Source organism: Lysinibacillus composti (assembly GCF_016908465.1).
GTDB classification, from domain to species: Bacteria; Bacillota; Bacilli; order Bacillales_A; family Planococcaceae; genus Ureibacillus; species Ureibacillus composti_A.
Map to the genome: position 1 here is coordinate 88,472 of NZ_JAFBDY010000007.1, position 17,548 is coordinate 106,019.

The following is a 17,548-nucleotide window of genomic DNA, read 5'->3' on the forward strand; positions in this document are numbered from 1 at the left end:
TCTTGATGATGTTCCTTTTCGGATGCCATTTCCTCACATTTTAAACTTCATTACACAGATAAAAAGGCTGATTAGAATCAAAATTTCTAAGCAGCCTCTACCACTATTTAAATTTATTTGCCCTTAAATTGTTGAATTCGTTTTTCGATGAAGGCTTTTATTCCTTCTAGATGATCTTCGGTTTTTCTCATTCGTAACTGCGCTTCTGTCTCCATTTTTAAGGTATTTTCAAGTTCCGACAATTTTTGAGCGTGCAGAATTTTTTTCGTTTCAAGCATCGCCAGAATTGGAGAAGATAAAAACTTTCCAACAATCTGATCAACCATCGCTTCGATTTCACCATCATCTGCTTTGTGATCAATTAACCCTAATTTTAAAGCCTCATTGCCATCCATCACGTTACCTTTCCAGATGAATTGTTTCGCTTTTGGTGTTCCCACTCGTTCTTTCATAAAGAAATGTCCGCCACCATCAGGAATCAATCCAATGCCAATGAAATTCATTGCAAGTTTACTGTTTTCTTCCGCAACAATTACATCACTCGCCAACGCTAAACTAAAGCCAAGTCCAGCAGCTGCACCATGGATTTGGGTAATTGTAATCATTGGTAATTGGTAAAAGGCAAGGGTCAAACGCGTGATATAACTCATGATTTGTTCAAAATCTTTCGGATCTCCTGACGTTAACATCATTTTGATGTCTCCGCCCGCTGAGAATGCTTTCCCTTCTCCCTTAAGGACAAGGATTTGTATTTCTTTATTTTCCCTTAGCAATTCAAAACATTGAGCTAATTCCTGTATCATCGTAAAATTCATTGCGTTCATGACATTAGGTCGATTTAACGAAACAGTTGCTCGACGTTCAGCATACTCTACTTGAATTGATTCAAAGTCCATTCCCACAACCCCTTTCATCCATATTTTTATTTTACATATTCTTTTTTATCACCCAATATCCTTTATTTATAATCCACATTCCCTTCTTTTGTTAACCGGTTCTTCGGACTCATACTAAATGGTGAACTTATTATGTGAATATTTCTTTGAAATTAATTTAACTTTCTAAATTATAAAACAAATTTCAATATATACGAACATTACAATATAAAAAACTCCTTTTCGTTCGTAAACCAGTTGTTTATTTAAGCGTTTTCATACCTATTATTAATTTTTTCTAAAAATTCTGTTGACAAGAACCTACAATCGGGATTATGATGTTATCAAATTTAATCAACGAAAAATATTATGACGGAGACATGCTCTTTCATTTTGAAATCTAAGAGAGTTGGTGTTTGGTGCGAACCAACGTTTTCAATGAAAGTAGTTCCACTCCCGAATAGATAGGCGGAACTTCTTAGTAAGCTTATCCGTGTTATGCACGTTACGCATACTTAAGGTTGTGCGAAAAGTTTTCAAAATCTTTTGCCAACGAAAAAAGGGTGGTACCGCGTAAGTAGATTATTATAGCTTTTCGCCCCTTACATACTAGAGTGTAGGGGCGGAAGGCTTTTTATTTCTAGTGAAAGAGAGACACATGCTCACTATTCATTAAGAATGGGTCAATCGTTTCATACATTCTAAATTTGATTAATAGCTTTTCCCAAATTCTATCCAATCACATGAAAAAGGAAGGTAATTAACCCATGGTAACTAAAATCGCAACTGCTACAGACGTCATTAATGTTTTTATCGCTGATCCACTAAGCGAGGATGGTATTCAACCTCTTCGTCAAGAAACTGACTTAAACTTAAATGTAATTATCGATACAGGTCTTACTCCAGAAGAATTAATTAGCAAAATTGCTGATGTAGATGTTTTATTAGTTCGTAGTCAAACAAAAGTAACTCGCGAAATTATTCAAGCTGCAAAAAACTTAAAATTAATCGGCCGCGCTGGAGTTGGTGTTGATAACATCGACCTTAACGCTGCAACTGAACACGGTATCATTGTAGTAAACGCTCCAGATGGAAATACAAACTCTGCAGCTGAACATACAATCGCTATGATGACTTCACTTGCTCGTCATATCCCACAAGCATATAACACTTTAAAAAATGGTAAATGGGACCGCAAATCTTATGTTGGTGTGGAACTTAAAAATAAAATTTTAGGTGTTGTAGGGTTTGGTCGTATCGGTGCCGAAGTAGCTTACCGTGCAAAAGGCCAACGTATGGAAGTTATGGCATATGACCCATTCTTAACTGAAGAACGAGCAAAAGAACTTGGCGTTACGAAAGCAACAGTTGAAGAAATTTGCCAAGCAGCTGATTTCATTACAGTTCATACACCACTTTTACCTGAAACACGCAACTTAATTAACAAAGAAAAATTCGATATGATGAAAACAGGCGTACGCATTATTAACTGTGCTCGCGGTGGAATCATTAACGAAGATGATTTATATGAAGCAATCGCAGAAGGTAAAGTAGCAGGTGCGGCTCTTGACGTATTCGTTGAAGAACCAGCAACTGATCACAAATTATTAACTTTACCAGAAGTAATTGCTACACCTCACTTAGGTGCATCTACAATTGAAGCACAAGAATCTGTTGCAGTTGACGTTTCTAATGACATTATTAAGTTCTATAAAACAGGAACTGTGACAAATCCAGTAAACATGCCTTCAATTCCAAAAGAATTACTTGCACAAGTAGAACCATTCTTCGAGTTAGCAGAAAAATTAGGTGCATTCCTTTCTCAAATTACTGAGGAAGCTATTAAAGAAGTAAATGTTTCTTACGCTGGTGAAGTGGCAAACTACGATGTTCGCCCACTAACATCTAACGCATTAAAAGGAATCTTAAAGAAAAACCATGGTGAAAATGTAAATGATGTAAATGCACGTTACTTATCTGAACGAATTGGCGTTAAAATTAATGAGCATAAAACAACAACTGCGAAAGGCTTCACAAACTTAATCACTGTTGAGGTGAAAACAGAGAACGAAGTACATACAGTAGCAGGTACATTACTTAACGGTCTAGGTGCTCGTATCGTGAAAGTTGAAAACTATGTTGTCGACGTGATTCCAACAGGTAAATTACTTTACATTAAAAACACTGACAAACCAGGTGCAATCGGTCGCGTAGCAACAAAATTAGCAGATAAAGATATCAACATTGCAACAATGCAAGTTGGTCGTGCACAAGTTGGTGGTACTGCTGTTATGATGCTTACAATCGATAACGAAGTAACAGAAGAAGACTTAGCATATGTTTCTCAACTAGAAAATATCGATGAAGTAAAAGCAATAACTCTTTAAAATGAAATGCGAAGAACGCCCGTTAGCTCCGACAACAACTGGAAGAACCGACAAAAGGTCGCTTTTTGACCTTGAAGGCGGTTCTGAAGTTGTCGAGGAGCTGGCGTTCGTAGCTAGACACTGTTCGCACTTCGGAATTTATTCTTATCTTTTAATCATAGGTAACTTTGGACAGTCCAAAGTTACCTTTTTTCATTTTCACTTCATAAATAACTTTTTTAGAATCCGTTCATACTATCTTCGAGATGAGAAAGGACGTGAGCAACATTTTAAACGAAAAACAAATGACAAGATTGAAAAAGATGTTAATTGAACAAAAAGAATCACTTTTAGTCCATCGTAAAATGGATGATGATACCGAATATTTAGAGCGCGGTAGTTTGCGTGACTCAGTCGATGAATTATCCACTGTTGATAATCATCCAGCTGATTTAGGAACAGAATTATATGAACGCGAAAAAGATATGGCGTTAAAGGTACATGATGAAGATGAATTAGCAAAAGTGAATGCAGCTTTAGTCAGAATGGAAAATGGTACATATGGAGTTTGTGAAGTTTGTCAACAAGGTATTCCATATGATCGATTATTGGCTATTCCTTATACAGCATTTTGTATCGAGCATACAGATGCGAAATCTGTTCCAACAGATCGTCCTGTCGAAGAGCAGGTCATCCTACCACCTGTAGATAATTCATTCTCAGGGAGAGATGATAAAGACGACATTCATGACTATGAGGATACATTCCAACTAGTGGCCAAATACGGAACTTCTGAAACTCCTTCAGATTTTGAAGGCGATTTTGAAGAATACAGTGAACTTTACGATGATAATGAGGAAATCGCTAATAATGATGATTTTGACTCATTCCACATTTCAGAAGTAGATGAGCTACCGGGGCAAATTTCAGCTAAGGAAATTGAAGAAAATCGTAAATACGACTATTTAGAGTAAAAAAGTAAAAACGTTCTGAGGCTTTTTCAGAACGTTTTTAAACTTTTAACTATGGAAACATTCTAATAGAAATTCTAATAAAGCGTACGGTGAGAGCGGTCTAACATGTTGAAACATGTCTTTTCGACTTGTCTTGAGGCCAACACGACGTTGGTCATGGGGGCAATGCCACACGACGTGGCGTTTTTGCCCCCGGATTTGTGTAAGGACCGCTCACATTTAATTTGCCCTTCTAAAATTTCCGGAATTTTTTCGCAGCTTACAGTGGTAGGCTGCGCTTTCTAAGAAAGGCTAACCTTCATTTATTTTATTTCTATCTAAACGTCTTGGAGTGTTAAAGTGTTTTCACAAGCTCTAAAAATTCTGTTAATGATGTTACTTCATAAGTTGGTGTTACTTCAGTTTGATTAGTGTTTCCTTCACGATTAATCCAAACATTGCGCATACCAACTCGAGAAGAACCTAAAATATCAGTATTTAAGTTATCGCCGACCATAATGCCTTCTTCAGCAGTGATTCCAGCTTTAGACATCATAAAATTAAATAATGATGCATTCGGTTTTCCTTCACCAAAATCTCCTGAAATAATCACATGATCAAAATATGTGCGAATTTCAGGGGTAATTTCTAATTTAAGATTTTGAAGGCTTGGTGCCCCATTTGTTAATAATACAAGCTGATACTTGCCTTTTAATTGATCTAGGATAGCATATGTATCTTCATAAACGAAAGGAGACTTTTTACGTTCTTCTACAAACCGTTCCCCAAGTTCAGCTCCTAGCTGCTGTTCATCTTCAATTCCTAAAGCTTTCAATCCATTCGTCCAAGCACTTTTACGGTAGTTTGGAACAATACCCTTCATTTTTTGGAAAGAATCAGTTGGATCGTCGAATGTACCCCAAAGTCCTTCAAAAGGGTTAATTCCAATTAAAACAGTATAATCATAAGTTTCATATGATTCATAAAGAGCTCTAGCTTCTTTCCTAACTGTACTCTCTAATTGTTGCGGGTCAACTTGAACTTTCGTCGCAGCATATTCACATGTTTTATCGAATGCAGTTTGAATACTTTTTTTATCCCACAATAATGTATCATCTAAGTCGAAAATAATGGTATGAATCGGCATCTTAATTCTCCTATTGAATTTAATCTTTTATTTAATTTTATCATATATTCAGAATTATTAGGACAACTCTTCAATATTTTGAAAGGTTCTCTTAAAAAGGAGTAAAGTAAGCATATATTTTAAATCTAAAAGTATAATATACACGTAAAACTTTTATGAAATGGGGTACCACAATGTTGAAAAAGCTTGCATCTGATGCACTTGGACTATCAGACATCGGTAAAGTAATCGAACCACAAGATTACAATAAAACAGAATCGGATGACTATGTTTTACACGAAAAAGGAGAACAAATATATTTTATTATTAAAACGAAATCAGACGAATATTGCTTTACTAATTTAGCACTTATTCATGTTGATGGAGATTCTGCAGTTAGTAAAAAGCGAACTTTAAGACGTTATGATTATAAATATAACCGAATTCGCAATGTATCTTTAGAAACTGCTGGTACAATTGACCTTGATGTTGAGATTAAGTTTACGATAGGTGAACGAAATTTAAGTATTGATATTAATAAAAACTTTGCAGAAAAAATTAAAGATCTATATAAAACACTCGTTGAAATGGAACGAATGATGAAAGAGAACGAAAAACATTCAAAATATGCATTAGAAAGTCTTGATATTGCAACAAGAAGTATTTCTGCTGCTGGATTTAACCAAACAGCCTCTCCTGCTGATTCCTTTAAATCCATCGTTGAATTTTCAAATCAATGGTTAACAGATAGCAGTAAAAAATACACAACTGAAGATTTCGGCAATGTATTCGATCTTTTTATTAAAAATTAAATTCACGTAAAATTTTAGGGCATCTCTACTTTTTTGAGATGCTTTTTTATATATCAAGTAATGGAAATAACAACATTACGCGATAATTATTATTTTTTGTACATAAATACAAGTTTCTTGTTATAAATGTATATATTTTATTGATTTCAGCAAATATAGTAGATATACTTTGATTACTTAAATATACTAGGTTACGAAAAGTAAATGTTATTTCAGTGAATACTTAATTGTTATTCACTTTTAATTTTACACTATAACTTACTTTTTACAACTTACTAATCAAAAATAATTAAGGAGGAAATAGTAATGAATAAACAACAATACATGTCATTATTAGTACGTGTAGTTTTCGGCTTTATGTTCTTTTATCATGGACTTGTAAAATTCCAAGGAGGAATTAGTAATATCGTTGCATATTTTGATTCACTTGGTCTGCCTGGTGGCCTTGCATATGCAATCGCAATCATTGAATTAGTTGGTGGATTATTATTAATTCTTGGTCTTGGAACTCGTATCATCGGGGCAATTTTTGCAATCATCATGGTTGGTGCAGTCTTTACAGCAAAACTTCCACTTGGATTATTTGGTGATGGAACTTACGCTGGATATGAGCTAGAAATTATCTACCTAGTTTTAGGTATCTACTACATCTTTGCACAACGTTCAAAGTTCTCATTGGACAACGTATTTTCAAAAAGTAAAGCAGCATAAATTATGCCAAAAAAAACGCTACTTCCATTCATTAGAAGTAGCGTTTTCTATTATTAAATTATTGCTTGTTTTGATTTTTGAGTTCTTTTAGTATGCTTTCAACACTCTTTTTTGTCTCAGAAGTCTCCTCTGCCAGTAGCCGAATGATATATCGTTCTCCATCATCTTGTATCGAAACAAGATCTCCTTCAGTTAGTTGAAGCCCAATTTCTGAACGATGGATGAGAAGTTGGTCTGTCTCTTCAGGCCGTTTTAAAAAGATTCCATAATCCCCTTCAAAACGGTCTAGTGTGTATTTATTTAAGCTCACTCATGATCTCTCCTTTAGGTTTAAAAGGTGTTCAGCTTCACTGAAATTAAGCTATATTTGCCAACTTTTTGTATCATAAAGCTATTTCCCTCTTTTGAAGCTGAACCGCTCGTAAGTCATTTTCAATACAATTGATGCTTCATTGTTATCTTCAGCTTTTTCATTAGTATTTAATACTTCAACTTAGAGCGATTTATCATTGTGGAATGATCCCCTGTTTGTGGAATTTTATTTAACATCGTATTGTACTAACGAAAAAATAGGTTAGGAGCATACTGACTCCCAACCTACATTACTATTGTTCAATATTTACTTTCCCATAAAGGTCATTTAGCATCTCGATTTTTCTCTCGATTGCTTCTTCATATGTCATGATATAGGCTGCAGGGTCTTTCGGATTATGATATTGAGTAATCTTCCCTGTTTCTGGATGAACAAATTTAGATGACGCACCACAACCAATTCCCAAAATTGTATGCGCCTCTTCCATAATAAGAATGTTGTAAATGCTTTCTTCACCTGGCTTTGAATAGCCCACGTTCTCTAAGTTCCCTAAAATATTTTTCTGTCTATAAAGATAATAAGGAACATAGCCATTTTCAGCAGTCCATTCTGTAGCCATTTGCATCATTTTAGAAACGGTATCACGATCTGCTACTTTATATTTATCTTTATTATGTGTCATTTCTGATGCTCGTTTAAATGATAACGTATGAACTGTTAATGATTCTGGCTGCATTTTCGCGCTTTCATCTAATGAATGTTGGAACTCTTCAATGCCTTCATTTGGTAATCCAATAATTAAATCCATATTGATGTTATTCATGCCAGAATTTCTTGATAACCAAAATTTATCAATCGTTTCTTGAACTGTATGATGACGACCAATTGCTTTTAACGTCTCATCTGTATAGGATTGAGGGTTAACGGAAATGCGATCAATTCCCCATTTTTTAAGTACTTCAATTTTTTCTAATGTAATCGTATCTGGGCGACCCGCCTCAACCGTAATCTCTCGAATTTTCTCTGGATTTGGGAACGATTCAAACATCGTTTTATATAATGCATCCATTTCCTCTGCCTCAATGGAAGTTGGTGTCCCCCCACCCCAATATACGGATGTAATATTCATATCATTCTCTTTAAGCCATTTCCCCATTGCGCGAATCTCAAGATGTAACCCATCGATAAACGATTCAACGCGACCAGCTTTACGATTACTTTGAATCGCATACGCAGGGAATGTACAATAGGCACATTTTGTTGGACAGAAAGGAACCCCAATATAAATAGAAAGCTCTTTTCCGATTTGGTCTAAATCAGGGATTGTAATTAATTGACGTTCAACAATCTCACGCATTAATGCAATCTTTGAGTCTGAAATTCGGAAATCCTTCTTTAAAATCGCAAAGATTTCTTCATCACTTTTACCTTCTTTTCGGTATTTATGATAAAGCTTCGTTGGACGAACTCCAGTTAAGATCCCCCATTGTTGAGTCATACCTGTATATTGTTCAAGCACATCTAACATGACATGCGACAATGCTCGCTTCATGCGGATATTTTGCTCTTTTTCTGTTCCTTCTGTTTCATAACCAATAGCGTAATTACTTGTATAAGATTGACCATCAACCGTTAACACACTTGATGTATGGATCGTGTAATCTTCATCGATTGAATGAGTAAATTGAATAGATAGATCTGCATCATCTGAAGATACAACGATTTTAGAGTCTTCATAAAATAAATTTGCTATATGGTTTAACACGCGATTCCAGTCTTCTCTAAACTGTTCATTCACTTGTATTTTTTTCATTGCTCAAACTCTCTTCCTAAATAATAATAGTAAATCTACCGTTTCATTTAAAATCACTTTTTCTATTGTAACAATCAATTGAAGTATCTGTCGATTTGTTTTTCTTCATTCAACATAAAAGACGGGGCTTATAGGATAATAATATATTTATCTCTAAGATAAGAAGCTAGTTCCAATTGTTATTAATTGCCTGAATGAAGAAAAATCCTCCGGTGGATGTCACGGATTTTGAGAGGGGTTCATTGTGCGAGGTATACAATTCGAAGAAAGTTGAAGGTGGTGGACGTGGGTGATTACGTACGCACTGAAAATTCGGAAGCACATATATCCAAGGCTTATTTGATTATACTAGCTGTGCTCGATTTGCGAGGCGAGTTTTTCTTGATGTAGAGTTTGCTATTACTCTTCTTGAACTTCATGGGCCAGATAAAGGACGAATTTTCTCTGCTTATGTTTGCCCTAGATACCTCCTCTTCGTACATTAACGGAAGAATTTTCCCTTATATTAAAAAATGCCTTTATTTTACCCGAAATAAGGGAAGTTTTTTCCCTTATCTCATCTAATCGTTGAATTTGACCATAATCTAGAGCAGTTAACGGAATTTTATTCCCTTATATCTGCCCTAGATGCCTCCTCTTCGTACATTAACGGAAAAAATTTCCCTTATATAAAAAAATCCTTATATCTTACCCGAAATAAGAGATGTTTTTTCCCTTATCTCATCAAAATGGTTGAGTTTCACCTTATTTACAGCAGTTAACTGAATCTGATGAAGTTCATTGTCGTTGATCTCCCAACTCTTTTTGAACTTCATGGTCACGTTCATGAAGAACTTGTTTCATAAAAAAAGACCACACTCCAAATAAAGTGTGGTCCGAAAATTTTATAGTCCATCATATAACGATTGGATTGGTTTAACAAAAATGCGATTAGCTTCTTCAATCACATTACTTACTGCCATTTCAGCTTCTAACATCGCTAAAATCTTTACGTTTTGTTGAGCTAATTGAGCAGCTTTTTGAACATAGTTGTATTCGTCTTCTAGCAACTCTTCTCCAGCAATTTGTTTTTGTTGTAGTTTCAGTTGAATATCACGGAAGTTTGTAAATAACTTTCTTGCTTCATCATCATTTTTTACAGCTTCTACTGCTTCTTTTAAAGTTAAAAACTCTTTTGTTTCACGTAAAGACGCCTCTAATTTATTCATGTCATTGTAAATGTTAGACAAAGGATTACCCACTCTCATTTTTAATTTAGCATAAATACAATCAAGCCTTGCACAATCCCAATGATGCCTCCAAGAACAGCTCCTAAAATGGTAATCATTTTTAATTCACGGCTGGCTATTCCAATGACAAGTTCCTCTAGTTTTTCAAGAGGGAATGAATCAACTTGTTCTCGGACCACTTCTTGTAAATTTAATCGATTTAACACATCTTCGAGTTTATTTTCGGCTACAACAAAACCTTTATCAACTATTTGGGGAATCAACTCATTTTTAGCCCATTCATTACCTTCTGGAAGGTAGTAGTTAATTGATTTATCTAGACGGTCTGTAATGGCAAGTTCCTTTTTTGCATATGTCTGTAAGTTTACTAGGATTGGTTCAAATTGTACATCTTTTAAATAATTCATTGCTGGTTGCTGTTTAAACTTATCCCATTCTTGTGAAATGATATTGACTAATAGGTTTTTAGTTCCTGGTGAATTTAAAAATTTCACAAGCTCACGTTGAATTTTTCCCACAAGAGAATGGGAATCGCCTAGAAACATTTGAATCATGCCGCCAAATGACCCCTTAGAAGATAAAAAGTCATCCATCATATTTCGGATCGTTGCCTCACCTTTTTCAGATACAAAATAATCTTCACCTTTATTTAAAATGTAAGTGACAATTTCCGGTATTTTTTTATTGATTGTCTGTTGGATATCTTCAGGTAGAAGCTGTTCGATTGACTTCGTAGATAATGTATTCTTTACTTGCAAAAATTGTTTTTCGATTACTAAGTCAACTTTTTCTTCAACTTTTTCAGGAATCCCATGAATGCCAGCTAATTTCACCCAATCTAAAATGGTCTTATCATTCGTAAAAATAATTTCTTCAATTTTTTGCTGGCTATAATTCAAAATATTTTTTCGGATATCTTCTGAAAGGAGCTTTTTCTTAAACACTTCTGGCGTTAACAGATATTTTGTGACAGTTTCACCTAATTGTTTAGCTAATTCGCCTCGTCTCTTTGGAATCAGTCCTGGGGTAAATGGTAGTTGCCATGATTTAATTTTGATTGCATTATAGGGTCTAAACAACATTTTGATGGCCAAGAAGTTTGTGAAACCTCCTATTAATGCTCCAACAACTGCCATAAATATAATTGTAATAATTGCGTTTTCCATTCGTATTCCTCTCATTCAATTCAAACTTATCTCATTATAACAAACGAGTTTAATGGAAAGAAAATGTTAGCCTTACAACCAATCTTTTAGTAAGATGAACTCAAGTTTGAAGTACAAGGGGGATGTACATGCTACAGCATTTCAATTTTAAACCGCTATTTGAAAATACCTCCATTCCAGGATGGGCGATTTCATTTTATTACAAACAACAGCGTTATAGTGCAGAATACATGAAAGACGGAAAAATATTATGGATTGGGGAAGCGCCAGCTGCAAAAGCAGATATTGAAAAAATGGTTCACGAATTAATGTTGTACCATGTTTATGATTAAGTAGTTCAACTAGAAGCAAGTACATTTATTTATACTTCTATAATAAGTTAAAGAGTCAAGGTTCATTTGAAGGGTGAACGTTAATTACAAAATTGGGTGTTAAAAAGCAGTTCATCGAGAGAATGAACTGCTTTTCTTGAGCGTATTAGAAGCTAAATCTTCTTCATCCATTCGATGAACGGGGGTTCCCGACTGATTCCACATTACCCCCCTCTTCATCCAGGTAATGTACAATTTTTCTCGGCTGTATCTCGATAAAAAATCCTAAGCCCATACTGCCTCTTGCGCCTTTCATGTAGCCTACCTCTAAAGACCCTTCGCCTTCACCGATTCCCTCTATAGCAACCCGGCCTGTAAGCGATACATTTTCTCGTAACGACCACCTAATGCTACCAGTTCTTCATGTGTACCACGTTCAACTATTTTGCCACGATCTAATACTAATATTTGGTCAGCATTTTTAATCGTAGATAATCGGTGGGCAATGATAAAAGTTGTTCTTCCTTGTTTTAATACGTCCATCGCATGCTGAATGATTTCTTCTGTCTCTGTATCAATATTAGAAGTGGCTTCATCTAATATCAAAATTGCTGGGTTAAATGCTAGCGCTCGAGCAAAGGATATGAGCTGGCGTTGACCAGAGGAAAGTGTACTACCCTTTTCTAAAACAGGTTCATCTAATCCTTTTTGAAGATTTTTCAGTACCCGCTCTCCGCCTACTGCTTCTAATGCTTTCTTTACAGTTTTTCGAGAAATTGTGGGGTCACCTAAACTCACATTCGTTTCAATTGTTCCTGTAAACAAGTAAGGATCTTGCAACACAATTCCCATATGTTTTCGTAATGCTTGTCGTGGTATTTCAACTATATTTTTTTCATCTATTTTTATTTCTCCTTTTTGTGGGTCATAAAATCGAAAAAGTAAATTCATAATTGAACTCTTTCCCGAACCGGTATGTCCTACTAAAGCAATGGTCTCTCCTTTTTTCGCAGTGAAACTTATGTTTTTCAAAACATATTCATCCTCTTTATAGGCAAAGCTAACATTGTTAAAAACTACATTTCCTTCGTATCTACTAACCATTTCAGTACTAACAGGTTCACCTTTATGATTTAGTAATTCAAATACTCTAGAACTCGCTACTAATGAACGCTCTAATTGGGAGAACTGATTCACCATATTTACGATTGGATTAAACAAACGTGTTATATAGTCAACGAAGGCATACAATGTACCCGCAGTGATTACTGTATTTGTTGTGACGGACTGTGTACCAAAGTAATAAATTAAGATGGCGAAAATGATTAGTCGAAGTACACCCACTAAATTAAAGGAAGTTGCAGAATCTAAGAACAATAGTTTTCGTTGATAGTGGTAATGTTCATCGTTCATACCTGCAAACTCATTTTTCATTTGTTCTTCACGTTTGAATGCTTGAATAATATTCATTCCATTAATCGCTTCATTGATCATCCCATTAATGTCCGCTATTTTTGTACGAACAACTTGATTATATTTGGAAGCAAATTTCCGATAACCGATCATCCAAAAATAAACGATTGGAACGACAATAAGTGAAATCGTAGCCATTTTCCAATTTAATAGAAAAAGTGCTACATACACCCCCAAAATTGAAATTGTACTACTCGCAAATTGCTGAAGCACTTGAACATACAAATTTCGTATCGCCTCAGTATCATTCGTTACACGCGCAACAATTTTCCCAGCTGGTAAGCGGTCAAAATATTCTATTGGCAAGGTTTGGATATGGCCAAAAACATCCTGACGAATCTTTTGGACAATACGGTTTGCACCAATTTGCAAATAGATGTACATAAAGTAGCGAAGAACTGCAGTTGACAGCTCTAACCCTAAAAACACTGTGAGTAGGATGAGAATTGGCTGAAAATCAATGATCCCAAGTGTCATATAATGGTCAATGATATATCTTGCAATAAAAGGACCTGCTAAGTCTGTTAACACACCAACTGTAAGGAAACTTAGGCCAATTAAAATGGGCCTTTTAAAAAGCAATGTATATTGAAACAACTTTTTATTAGTACTCATCATTCAGACACCCCCTCAAGTTGCTGGCGATCATATTGTTCTTTATACCAGCCCGACTTTGAAAGAAGTTCTTCGTGTGTACCTTCCTCAATAATTATTCCGTCATCTAACACGATAATCCAGTCTGCGTGATGAATGGCTGAAAGACGATGTGTTGTAATAATAGTCGTTTTTTCTTTTCTTTCACGCTGGATATTTTCAATAATTTTCGCTTCCGTTTTTGCATCAACTGCTGACAGTGAATCATCCAATATTAGGATCTCGGGATTTTTAATCAATGCTCGTGCAATGGAAACCCTTTGCTTTTGACCACCCGAAAGTGATACTCCCTTTTCTCCCACAAGTGTTTCAATTCCTAAAGGTAGATTCTCCAAATCCTTCTCGAAATCGGCAAGTCTAATCGCTTCCTGTAATCTAATTCTTCCACCGCCTTCAAGTCCAAATAGAATATTTTCTCTTATAGATCTGGAGAATAAAAAGTGATCTTGTGGAACATAACCAATCCAGTCCAAGACCTGCTCTTTCGGGATTTTGGCAATATCGACATCACCAAAAACAAGTTGACCTTCCCCAAGTGGATATTCTCTTAATAGCTGTTTTACGAAAGTAGTTTTACCTGCACCTGTTTTACCAACGACTCCAAGGGTTTGCCCCTTTTGTAAATGAACTGAAATACTTTGTAAATTCTTCCCTTGCGAAAATGGATATTGGAATGTATATTGTTCGAATCCAATGCTAGAAGGATTTACAGCTTTAAATGGATCATGAGAATCTTTAACATCCTCTTCATATTTTAACGTTTCTTGAACTCGATCTAGTGATGCATTTCCTTGCTGCATAACATTGATTAGTTCCCCAACTGCCATCACAGGCCACACAGCTAATCCTAAATAAACAGTAAATGTAATCAGTTGGCCAACAGACATTTCACCATTCGAAATTAGATTAGCCCCATACCCCAATGTCACAACGTAACTAATCCCAGTCCCAACTTTCGTGATTGGACCAAATAACGCATTAATTTTTGCAACATGGATATTTTTCTGAAATACTTCTTCACTCATTTCAGAAAAACGAGATTCGTCTTTCTTTTCTTGTACAAAGCCGCGGATTACTCGCACACCAGCAACTGATTCAAGAACATGATCATTTAAGGTACCAAATGAATTTTGGGCTGCTGTATAACGTTCATGGACAATTTTTCCTAAATATTGCATTAAGATGGCCATAATTGGGATCGGTAGCATTGCAAAAAAGGTTAATTTCCAAGAGATAAAGATACCCATTGCTACGATAATTGCCCCCATATAAACAGTAGAATCAATTAAGGTCATAATCCCGAATCCTGCAGTTAGTGACACAGCATTTAAATCATTCGTCGCTTTTGCCATTAAGTCTCCTGTACGATTTTTCTCATAAAATGTTGGTGTCATTTTTAAGAAATGATGCATTAATCGTTTACGTAAGATTCGCTCAAGCGTTATGGCTCCACCAAAAAGTCGATACTGCCAAATAAAATTCATTACATAACTACCAATAATAATTGCCACAAATAAAATTAAAAAATTCCGAAGGGTTGCAGCAGTCATTTGGTCTTTCGTTATTTCATCAATTGCATTCCCTAATAACCACGGAGGTATGACTTCTAAGAAACTTGCAATAATAAGAAACACAATTGCGATTGTGTATTGCTTCCAAAATTTTCGAAAAAACCATTTTAATTTCAATAAAACATCAAACAATATGGGCACCTTCTTCCTGTTGGGAGAATACGATCCGCTTTTTGTAACTCTCTTTTTAATAATTTTTTTGAAAGTTAATCTTTCCTTTACATAATAATTGGATAGATTTTTTGAGTGCAACAAAAAAGGCACCTCCCCCTTTATAGGAAAAGTGCCTAAAAAAGGTACGGATATATACTATACCCGTACCTAACATTAATATTGTGCGCGTTCGAGCAATTAATAAGAGTAATGTGGAAGGGGCGGATTATAATATTCGATTGCTGGCGTATTTTTAAATCTCATTTTCATAATCCTTACCTCCTTACTTTTATATTTGCTCCTAAAATGTAGCACTTGGATTTTTACGAGTCAATAATTATTAGAAAATATTTATAATTTTAACAATTGATTAAAAAAACCGAAATAATTCACACTTTTCGTTAAGAGAACATAATATAAATATTCTCTTTGATCAATAATTATTCATGAAAGATTGATAAATTTTAATTTTGAATTTGTATTCATAATTTGTATTTTTATTAAAAATATTTTATCATTGTATTGTTATTTCATATTTTTAATTACAGGAGGTGTACTCTTTGTTCGCACCCCTCATTTGGGCATGGGACAAAGAAAGTATTTGGACGTAGACATAGTAGAGCTAACCATTAAGTTGGCGGCGTTTATTTTTTTAATTGCTGCTACGGCATTTTTTGTTGCAACTGAGTTTGCAATTGTAAAAGTAAGAACAACACGTATTGATCAATTAGTTGCTGAAGGAAATAAAAGAGCAATTAAAGCTAAAAAGGTTATTTCAAATCTGGATGAATATTTATCAGCTTGCCAATTAGGAATAACTATTACAGCCCTTGGTTTAGGTTGGTTAGGTGAACCTACTTTTGAGATGGTTTTACATCCTTTATTTGACCTAATGAATTTAGAACCAACTGTATCTAAATTCCTTTCATTCCTTATAGCATTTATGCTTGTAACTTATTTACACGTTGTCGTAGGGGAATTAACTCCAAAAACGTTTGCCATTGAAAAATCAGAAGAACTTACTTTAAGACTTTCAGGACCATTATTAGTGTTCCATAATGTGATGTATCCTTTTATCCGCGCGTTAAACGGTTCAGCAAGAGCATTATCGGGATTATTTGGATTTAAAATGGCTTCCGAGTCAGAAGTAGCTCACTCTGAAGAAGAACTTCGCATGATTTTAACGGACAGTTATAAAGGTGGAGAAATCAACCACTCTGAATACGAATACGTAACAAGTATTTTTGAGTTTTCTGAACGTACTGCGAAGGAAATTATGGTACCTCGAACTGAAATTGTTAGTATCGAAAAAGATTTAACAATCAAACAAGTATTTGAAGTAATGGGTGTAGAACAATATACTCGTTACCCAGTAACAGATGGTGACAAAGACCACGTTATTGGACTTGTGAACTTAAAACATTTATTAACAGCGTATATTCAAGACCCAACAAATGGAGATAAACAAGTTATTGAGTATATGCAACCTGTTATCCGAATTTTTGAAACGGTTCCAATAAGTGATTTATTACTTAAAATACAACAAGAACGTATTCATATGGCGATTCTAATGGATGAATATGGTGGAACATCTGGATTAGTTACAATTGAAGATATTATCGAGGAAATTGTTGGTGATATCCAAGACGAATTTGATGAAGATGAAATCCCTGAAGTTCAAGAAATTAGTAGCGGCCATTATATCATAGATGCAAAGTTATTAATTGAAGAAGTAAATAATATGCTAGGTATTCATATTGATGATGAAGATATAGATACCATTGGTGGATGGTTCTTAACTCAGCGATTCGATGCAGTCGAGGGTGATAGTTTTGAATTTGAAGGATATGAATTCAAAATTAAAGAATTAGACGGACACCATATACTTTACTTAGAAATTACAAAATTACCTGAGGTTGAAGAAGAAAATGAAGACGAATCTTCAAACTCAACAGAAGATAAAGAATAAGATCTTAATGACAAACGACTTTCCAATTGGAAGGTCGTTTTATCATGTTCAGG

Annotated in this window: 14 protein-coding genes and 1 other annotated feature; of the genes, 6 read left to right on the forward strand and 8 right to left on the reverse strand. The window is 34.9% G+C overall.

What is annotated here, in order from left to right:
• Window positions 1-113 precede the first annotated feature (113 nt).
• Window positions 114-896: an enoyl-CoA hydratase gene (locus JOD29_RS09655; protein WP_124764408.1), complete on the reverse strand. Its 783-nt coding sequence runs from the start codon at window positions 894-896 to the stop codon at window positions 114-116.
• Between the two features lie 339 nt (window positions 897-1,235).
• Window positions 1,236-1,481: a binding site (T-box leader), on the forward strand.
• A 161-nt stretch (window positions 1,482-1,642) separates the two neighbouring features.
• Between JOD29_RS09655 and serA the strand changes: the two genes are divergently transcribed.
• Together serA and JOD29_RS09665 are read left to right on the forward strand one after the other, a co-directional pair.
• Entirely contained in the window at window positions 1,643-3,262 is a 1,620-nt protein-coding gene (serA, locus tag JOD29_RS09660) for a phosphoglycerate dehydrogenase (protein WP_124764409.1), read from the forward strand.
• Window positions 3,263-3,528: 266 nt separating this feature from the next.
• A complete protein-coding gene (locus JOD29_RS09665) occupies window positions 3,529-4,215 on the forward strand; it encodes a TraR/DksA C4-type zinc finger protein (RefSeq protein WP_124764581.1) in 687 nt (228 codons plus the stop codon).
• A gap of 334 nt (window positions 4,216-4,549) precedes the next feature.
• On the opposite strand, the gene JOD29_RS09670 is transcribed toward JOD29_RS09665, so the two are convergent.
• A complete protein-coding gene (locus tag JOD29_RS09670) occupies window positions 4,550-5,341 on the reverse strand; it encodes an HAD family hydrolase (protein ID WP_124764410.1) in 792 nt (263 codons plus the stop codon).
• Window positions 5,342-5,514: 173 nt separating this feature from the next.
• Between JOD29_RS09670 and JOD29_RS09675 the strand changes: the two genes are divergently transcribed.
• Together JOD29_RS09675 and JOD29_RS09680 are read left to right on the forward strand one after the other, a co-directional pair.
• Window positions 5,515-6,132, forward strand: coding sequence for a PH domain-containing protein (locus JOD29_RS09675; protein ID WP_124764411.1), 618 nt, complete (start codon window positions 5,515-5,517; stop codon window positions 6,130-6,132).
• A 306-nt stretch (window positions 6,133-6,438) separates the two neighbouring features.
• Window positions 6,439-6,843, forward strand: a complete 405-nt coding sequence (locus JOD29_RS09680; RefSeq protein ID WP_124764412.1) for a DoxX family protein — start codon at window positions 6,439-6,441, stop codon at window positions 6,841-6,843.
• 58 nt (window positions 6,844-6,901) lie between these two features.
• On the opposite strand, the gene JOD29_RS09685 is transcribed toward JOD29_RS09680, so the two are convergent.
• The 4 genes from JOD29_RS09685 to JOD29_RS09700 form a co-directional block, all read right to left on the reverse strand.
• On the reverse strand, window positions 6,902-7,153 hold the full coding sequence (locus JOD29_RS09685) for a DUF3006 domain-containing protein (protein WP_124764413.1): 252 nt from the start codon (window positions 7,151-7,153) through the stop codon (window positions 6,902-6,904).
• 295 nt (window positions 7,154-7,448) lie between these two features.
• Window positions 7,449-8,969, reverse strand: coding sequence for a coproporphyrinogen III oxidase (locus JOD29_RS09690; protein WP_124764414.1), 1,521 nt, complete (start codon window positions 8,967-8,969; stop codon window positions 7,449-7,451).
• Window positions 8,970-9,853: 884 nt separating this feature from the next.
• Entirely contained in the window at window positions 9,854-10,198 is a 345-nt protein-coding gene (locus tag JOD29_RS09695) for a YlbF family regulator (protein WP_124764415.1), read from the reverse strand.
• Window positions 10,199-10,218: 20 nt separating this feature from the next.
• The gene (locus tag JOD29_RS09700) at window positions 10,219-11,364 is read right to left on the reverse strand and encodes a DUF445 domain-containing protein (RefSeq protein WP_124764417.1); all 1,146 of its coding nucleotides are present in this window, start codon (window positions 11,362-11,364) and stop codon (window positions 10,219-10,221) included.
• Between the two features lie 128 nt (window positions 11,365-11,492).
• On the opposite strand from JOD29_RS09700, the gene JOD29_RS09705 reads away from it, so the two are divergent.
• The gene (locus tag JOD29_RS09705; RefSeq protein ID WP_124764419.1) at window positions 11,493-11,696 is read left to right on the forward strand and encodes a YheE family protein; all 204 of its coding nucleotides are present in this window, start codon (window positions 11,493-11,495) and stop codon (window positions 11,694-11,696) included.
• A gap of 336 nt (window positions 11,697-12,032) precedes the next feature.
• On the opposite strand, the gene JOD29_RS09710 is transcribed toward JOD29_RS09705, so the two are convergent.
• Both JOD29_RS09710 and JOD29_RS09715 read right to left on the reverse strand, forming a co-directional pair.
• Window positions 12,033-13,763, reverse strand: coding sequence for an ABC transporter ATP-binding protein (locus JOD29_RS09710; protein WP_124764583.1), 1,731 nt, complete (start codon window positions 13,761-13,763; stop codon window positions 12,033-12,035).
• The gene (locus JOD29_RS09715) at window positions 13,763-15,505 is read right to left on the reverse strand and encodes an ABC transporter ATP-binding protein (protein ID WP_124764421.1); all 1,743 of its coding nucleotides are present in this window, start codon (window positions 15,503-15,505) and stop codon (window positions 13,763-13,765) included. The genes JOD29_RS09710 and JOD29_RS09715 overlap by 1 nt, the downstream gene beginning before the upstream one ends.
• Before the next feature lie 604 nt (window positions 15,506-16,109).
• Here JOD29_RS09715 and JOD29_RS09720 point away from each other — a divergent pair.
• Window positions 16,110-17,495 (forward strand): hemolysin family protein, encoded by a 1,386-nt coding sequence (locus JOD29_RS09720; RefSeq protein ID WP_192894218.1) that lies wholly within the window; start codon window positions 16,110-16,112, stop codon window positions 17,493-17,495.
• Window positions 17,496-17,548: the final 53 nt, after the last annotated feature.

What these genes read in the sequence shown, in the direction of transcription:
- JOD29_RS09655 (WP_124764408.1), bottom strand. Translation starts at nt 896, where the DNA reads ATGGACTTTGAATCAATTCAAGTAGAGTATGCTGAACGTCGAGCAACT.
- serA (WP_124764409.1), top strand. Translation starts at nt 1,643, where the DNA reads ATGGTAACTAAAATCGCAACTGCTACAGACGTCATTAATGTTTTTATC.
- JOD29_RS09670 (WP_124764410.1), bottom strand. Translation starts at nt 5,341, where the DNA reads ATGCCGATTCATACCATTATTTTCGACTTAGATGATACATTATTGTGG.
- JOD29_RS09675 (WP_124764411.1), top strand. Translation starts at nt 5,515, where the DNA reads ATGTTGAAAAAGCTTGCATCTGATGCACTTGGACTATCAGACATCGGT.
- JOD29_RS09680 (WP_124764412.1), top strand. Translation starts at nt 6,439, where the DNA reads ATGAATAAACAACAATACATGTCATTATTAGTACGTGTAGTTTTCGGC.
- JOD29_RS09690 (WP_124764414.1), bottom strand. Translation starts at nt 8,969, where the DNA reads ATGAAAAAAATACAAGTGAATGAACAGTTTAGAGAAGACTGGAATCGC.
- JOD29_RS09700 (WP_124764417.1), bottom strand. Translation starts at nt 11,364, where the DNA reads ATGGAAAACGCAATTATTACAATTATATTTATGGCAGTTGTTGGAGCA.
- JOD29_RS09705 (WP_124764419.1), top strand. Translation starts at nt 11,493, where the DNA reads ATGCTACAGCATTTCAATTTTAAACCGCTATTTGAAAATACCTCCATT.
- JOD29_RS09710 (WP_124764583.1), bottom strand. Translation starts at nt 13,763, where the DNA reads ATGAGTACTAATAAAAAGTTGTTTCAATATACATTGCTTTTTAAAAGG.
- JOD29_RS09720 (WP_192894218.1), top strand. Translation starts at nt 16,110, where the DNA reads ATGGGACAAAGAAAGTATTTGGACGTAGACATAGTAGAGCTAACCATT.